General features: G+C 63.9%; 5 protein-coding genes and 1 pseudogene. 3 read left to right on the top strand and 3 right to left on the bottom strand.

What is annotated here, in order from left to right; all coding sequences use genetic code 11:
- Both QZ964_RS16065 and QZ964_RS16060 read left to right on the top strand, forming a co-directional pair.
- A partial coding sequence (locus tag QZ964_RS16065) for an alpha/beta hydrolase (RefSeq protein ID WP_292532720.1) occupies window positions 1–753 on the top strand: 753 nt, incomplete at its 5' end.
- 367 nt (window positions 754–1,120) lie between these two features.
- Window positions 1,121–3,229 carry a L,D-transpeptidase family protein gene (locus QZ964_RS16060; protein ID WP_292532719.1) on the top strand — a complete coding sequence of 703 codons (2,109 nt, stop codon included), beginning with the start codon at window positions 1,121–1,123 and terminating at the stop codon, window positions 3,227–3,229.
- A 36-nt stretch (window positions 3,230–3,265) separates the two neighbouring features.
- Here the strand turns inward: QZ964_RS16060 and QZ964_RS16055 are convergent, their stop codons facing one another.
- Window positions 3,266–3,691: a cupin domain-containing protein gene (locus QZ964_RS16055; protein ID WP_292532717.1), complete on the bottom strand. Its 426-nt coding sequence runs from the start codon at window positions 3,689–3,691 to the stop codon at window positions 3,266–3,268.
- Between the two features lie 65 nt (window positions 3,692–3,756).
- Window positions 3,757–4,458 (bottom strand): VIT family protein, encoded by a 702-nt coding sequence (locus QZ964_RS16050; RefSeq protein ID WP_292532715.1) that lies wholly within the window; start codon window positions 4,456–4,458, stop codon window positions 3,757–3,759.
- A gap of 326 nt (window positions 4,459–4,784) precedes the next feature.
- Between QZ964_RS16050 and QZ964_RS16045 the strand changes: the two genes are divergently transcribed.
- Complete coding sequence (locus QZ964_RS16045) at window positions 4,785–5,075, top strand: TIGR02300 family protein (protein WP_292532713.1); 291 nt, start codon at window positions 4,785–4,787, stop codon at window positions 5,073–5,075.
- Window positions 5,076–5,167: 92 nt separating this feature from the next.
- Here the strand turns inward: QZ964_RS16045 and QZ964_RS16040 are convergent.
- Window positions 5,168–5,394: pseudogene (locus tag QZ964_RS16040) on the bottom strand (ABC transporter ATP-binding protein/permease); the annotation flags it as partial.

Here is a 5,394-nt window from a genome sequence, read left to right as displayed (position 1 = left end):
ATCCGCTGCGAATGTTTCACGCCACCCGGCGAAAGTCCGATGCCGCTGATGCTCTACGTCCATGGCGGCGGCTTTGTCGTCGGACGATCGGAAGATACGGCGTTTGTCACCAGCCGCATCGCCGCCGAAAACAATGTCGTCGTCGTCAGCGTCAATTATCGTTGGGCGCCCGAATGGCCGTTTCCCGCCGGCCTCGACGATTGCATGGCGGTTCTCCGCTGGATGCGCGAGGCGGGCCCCGAGATCGGCGGCGACCCATCGCGCATATTGGTCTGCGGCGATTCCGCCGGAGGAAATCTCGCTGCGGCGCTGCCAATCAGAGCGCGCGACGAGCGACTGGCCATTCTTGCGGCCGCACTGTTATGCCCGGTCACGGATTTCTGCTTCGAACAATTTCCGTCTTTTGAGCGTTTGGCTCCGACCGGCGTCGTGATCGACGCGCCCTTCATGGCGTTTGCGCGCGCCGCCTATCTTACGAAGATGCAGCAATGGCGCCATCCCTGGGCAAGCCCGGCGCTCGGCGATTTGAACGGCTATCCGCGAACTTTGCTCGTCAGCGGCGGGGCCGATCCGCTTGTCGACGACAATCGCGCCTTTGCCGAGAAATTGATGGCGGCGGGCGTGACGGTCGAACATTTTATCGGAGGCGCCATGCCGCACGGTTTCTATTTCTTTCCGGGCCTGTTGAGCGAAGTCGACGCCGCCTTCGCGGCAATCGCGAGATTTCTCGCCGAGACGCTGCAACGATCGTGATTCGTCTTCGTCACAGTAACGCGCCTATTGGCGGCAAATGCGACATCGACCGAAACGAAACGGCTTGATGCGCAGATATTCAAAAAGGAGAGAATCAGATACATAGTGCCAGCGTTTTTCGCGCGTCAGCGCATCCTGAATCGCCTGACTTCATGAGGGAACATCAGCTTTTCAAAGAGATGATCAATCGGCAGGCCGGGCCGGCTCTGACCGATCGGCGAGTTCAAGCGAGGCCTTAACGCTTCGGCGTTCAAGCCGAAAGCTGGGTCTTGACCGATTAATCCTGCCTCGCATTAGCCATTCATTATCTATTAAATAAGAAACTCATCTTGGACCGAATGCGGTCAATCGAAGTTTGGAGCGGAATATGCGCTTGCCAACGCGTTCTCGCGCCCGGTTTTTTTCGACGGTGGCTCTGGCCGCAGGCTCCATCGCGGCGCTTGGCGCTTGGCGCACGCCGGCCATGGCGCAGGGCTTCTTTTTTTGGGGCGGCGAAAGCCCGCGTCGCGTAGAGCCGGCGCGCGAGCGCAGTCGCGTCGCCCGACCGCAACGCCATATTGGAGGAAAAAAAGCCTCCCTGCCGACGGCCGACAAGACCGGCGCAACGCCAGCGCGCGAGGCCAAGGCCGAGGCTCCTCAACTCGAGCGACCGCTGTTCCTCATCGCCTCGATCGCCGATCAGCATGTGTCGATTTACAATCACCGCGGCCTCGTCGTCCGCTCGGCGATCTCGACAGGGATCCCTGGACATCCGACGCCCAAAGGCATTTTCAGCATCATCGGCCGCGAACGATTCCATCGATCCAATATTTATTCCAGCGCGCCGATGCCGTTCATGCAGAGGATCACCTGGTCGGGAATCGCGATGCATCTCGGCGTGGTGCCGGGGCATCCGGCCTCGCATGGTTGCATTCGGCTGCCTGCCGCATTCGCCGCCAAGCTCTGGGGGATGACCAGGATCGGCGAGCGAGTCATCATCTCGCCGCATGATCTGGCCCCCGTCGCATTTGACCATGCGCTGCTGCCCCAGGCAAAAATGCGGACGTCCGCTGAAGCCGATAAGGGCGATCTGGGCGCAGAGCCTCGCCAGTCTCAGCCCGTTGCGGCGAGTCAAACGCCAGTCGCGCCGCAGCGGCCGGAAGGGAAGCCCGAAGCCAACGCTGGCGACGAAGCCGCCGCCTCCGCGAAGGCCACGCCAGCTGCTGACCCGCAGCAACCGTCCCTTGCCGCCGCCGAGGCGCCCGCCGCAAAGCCGAAACCCGAGGCGGAGCAGTCGAAGGTCGGGGCCGCCGCGCCGGTGCCCTCCGCCAACGCAGAACCCGCCGCTGTTCCGCGGCAGGAGCCGTCGGTCGGCGCAGATGCTGCTTCCGACGTTTCGAAGCAGCGCGCGGAACAGCCGAAAGTCGAAGCCGTCGCTGACAAAGCGGAGCCTTCGCCCGGCGCGCCCGCCAGCGCCGTATCCGACAAAGCGGAGCCTTCGCCCGCCGCTCCCGCGAGCGCCGTCGCCGAACAGCCTACGATCAATCCGCAGCAATATGCTCAGCGCCTCAAGGCCAAGGCGGCCGCCGAAGCCGCCGCAGGCGCCAAGGCGGTCAAGGCTCTGACCATCGAAGTGGGAATAAAGCAGAAAGAGGCGGCGCGGGCCGCGGCCGAGCTCAACGCCGCCGGGGCGACCCAAGCATGGGCGCAAACGAAAGCGAACGCGGCCGCTGCGACATATGACGCCGCGGCAGCGTTGGCCGCCAGCCAGCACGAGGCCGCCGAGACGGCGGAGCGCAGCGCTTCGGCGGGCGACGCGCCGGCCAGGGCCAAAGCCGACGGCCTGACGAGAGCCTATGGAAAGGCTCTACTCGCACAGGACGCGGCGCTATTGGCGAAGACGAACGCCGACTCGGTTCTTGCCGAGGCGATGGCGAGACTCGAACAGGCGAGAACGGCCTCGGCCGCCATGGATTCGGCGTTCGCCGACGCCGATCGACGCCTGAACGACGCGAGAACGGCAGCGGCGGCGGCGGTCATCGCTCAAAGGGAAGCCGAGCGGCGCGCGGCGCCCATTTCGATGCTGATCAGCAAGAAGGAACGGCGCATCTATGTGCGCCAGGGACTGGCGCCGCTGTTCGACGCGCCGATCGACATAAGGGACCCGAATGCGCCGCTCGGATCGCATCTTTATGTGGCGACGGCGGCCGGCGAAGACGGGAGATCGCTCAAATGGCAAGTCGTCTCGATGCCGGTCCGCTTGGGCGACGAGCCAAGCGCAGGCAGAAAGACCGCCTCCGCCGATACCGGCATGTCTTGGACGCTGCGGACCGTCGCGAGCCCCACCGAGGCGCTAGAGCGCGTCGACATTCCAAAGGAGGTTCGCGACCGTATCGGCGAGCGGCTTTGGACGGGCGCTTCGCTCATTATCTCGGACCAGCCGGTCAGCAGCGAGACCGGAGCCGTCGGCACCGATCTGACGATCAAACTGCGGTAGATCGCGCCGGGCGCATTCGCCCGAATGCAGCGTGATCTAGGGCCGATTGATGGTGATGACGCCGCCGGGCGGCGCTTGATCGATGACCAGCAATCTGACCGGAACGTTCCCGGCTGTCGCGCCGAAATGCCAACCATCGACGCTTTCGACGATGAAGTCGCCGGCGCGGTAGAGCCGCGGCGGCAAATCCGCTTGTTGGAGCTTCAGCTCGCCTTCAAGAACATAAGCAAAGCGCTGATAAGGATGCTTGTGCTCCGGCAGCTTGACGCCGGGCGCCAAAGCGTAAATCGAAGCCACGACCTCAAGGGGACCCTGCGGCAGAGCGATCGGCTGCCCGGTGGCGGTTTTGGTCGACCTGGCGATTTCGGTCACGGCTTCGGCGAGCGCCCGCTCCTCCGCACGGGCGGCGCCGACCGCCATCAACGCAATGCTAAGCATCGCGACAAACGCCAAGCGAATCATCTGTTGCTCCATTTTGAAATCCAAGCCTGCAGTGGTCGTATGTGGGCCTTTTTCCTTCGCGCGCGTCAAACGGCCATGCCGAAAATCTTGCCGACGCTCGCCGTTAGCGCCAGTGCCAGCGCGCCCCAGACCATCACCCGCGCCGTGGCGCGAAGAATTGCGGCGCCACCGGCTCTTGCGCCGATTGCGCCGAGAAGCGCGAGAAATCCTAAAGACGCGGCCGAGACGACGGGGACGATCGAATCTCGCGGCGAAATCCATATGGCGAGAAGAGGCAAAGCGGCGCCGGCGGCGAACGTCAGGGCCGACGTCAACGCCGCCTGCGCCGGCCTTGCTGCGACGATTTCCGAAATTCCCAGTTCGTCGCGCGCGTGGGCGCTCAGCGCGTCCTTCTCCATCAGTTGCGCGGCGACCTGCCGCGCGAGGTCGAGGTCTACGCCGCGTTCGACATAGATTTGCGCAAGCTCTTCCCTTTCGCTTTCCGCATGATCGCTCAGTTCCTTGTGTTCGCGCGCGAGGTCGGCCCGTTCGGCGTCGGCTTGAGAGCTGACCGAAACATATTCGCCCGCCGCCATCGACATGGCGCCGGCGACCAATCCGGCGGCGCCGGCGATCAGCACATCCTCGCGCGTCGCTGCCGCAGCGGCGACGCCGACGATGAGGCTCGCGGTCGAGACGATGCCGTCATTGGCGCCGAGCACCGCCGCCCTCAGCCATCCGATGCGCTGGACGAGATGACTTTCCCCGTGCAAGCGAAGCCGGCTCATGATTCCTCCTGGTCACCGCATGTCGTGAATATTGCGCCCGGCGCGGCTTCCGCCTTCTCTCTCGGAAAATCCCGGATTTCGCCTTGTAATCCGTGCCCTAAGCGCTCATATTAAAGGGTGGCTTCGCCGAACGATTTCGGCAAACGCGGGCGCGTCAGCGGGCCTGACTTCTCTATATCGCTGCTTCTTCAAAATCGACGCTGTTCATAGCGCTGAGCAGCGCGTGAAGACCGGCGCCGCAGGACTTCGTCCGCGGCGGCGGCGCGAGGCTTCGATTTAACCGAAAGCTTTGCGTGCTCTGCAGGGCTCTGAAAGGATCAACGTCAATGGCCAAAGCGGAACTCGGCGAAAAACGCCGATGCCTCAGTTGCAACACGCCTTTTTTCGACCTCGCCCGCACGCCGATTCTCTGCCCCAAATGCGCCGCCGTTTTTAAGGTCGTGGAGATCGTACGTTCGCCGCCGCGCCAGGCGTCCATGCGCTCCAACCCATTCTTAAGGCCCGCACCCACGGTTGCGCCCGATGCGGTCGCGCCGGTCGGCATGGAACAAGATATGGCGGTCGCCGCCACTTCGGCCGAGACCGCGGCGACGTCGAAAAGATCGAAGCGACCATAATATGGCGCGGTCGCGCTCGGGCAGAAGCGCGGAAAGCGCTTGTTCAAACGTCTTCGCCATCGCCGCCACGCGCCTCCTGCAAACGCCGCGCGCTATGCGCCCAGTGGCGAGTCAATCGCCACATCAAGCGCCGCGACGCGCCGCGCCGACGCCGACCAGTTTGCGATGCTCAGGGCGTTGTCGGCGAGCCAGTTGAGGGAAAGCTGCACCTGCAAAAAGGCTGCGGCGGCCTGCATCAGATCTCCGAGCGTCAAATCGCCGGCAAGATATTTCGGCGCGCCGAGCAAGAGGGGGACCGCAGGCGCCAAAAGATTGTTTG

The sequence above is a fragment of the Methylocystis sp. genome, assembly GCF_021731785.1.
GTDB lineage: Bacteria > Pseudomonadota > Alphaproteobacteria > Rhizobiales > Beijerinckiaceae > Methylocystis.
The sequence above is the reverse complement of the archived record's forward strand: the minus strand, read 5'-3'. Positions and strand labels throughout refer to the sequence as shown.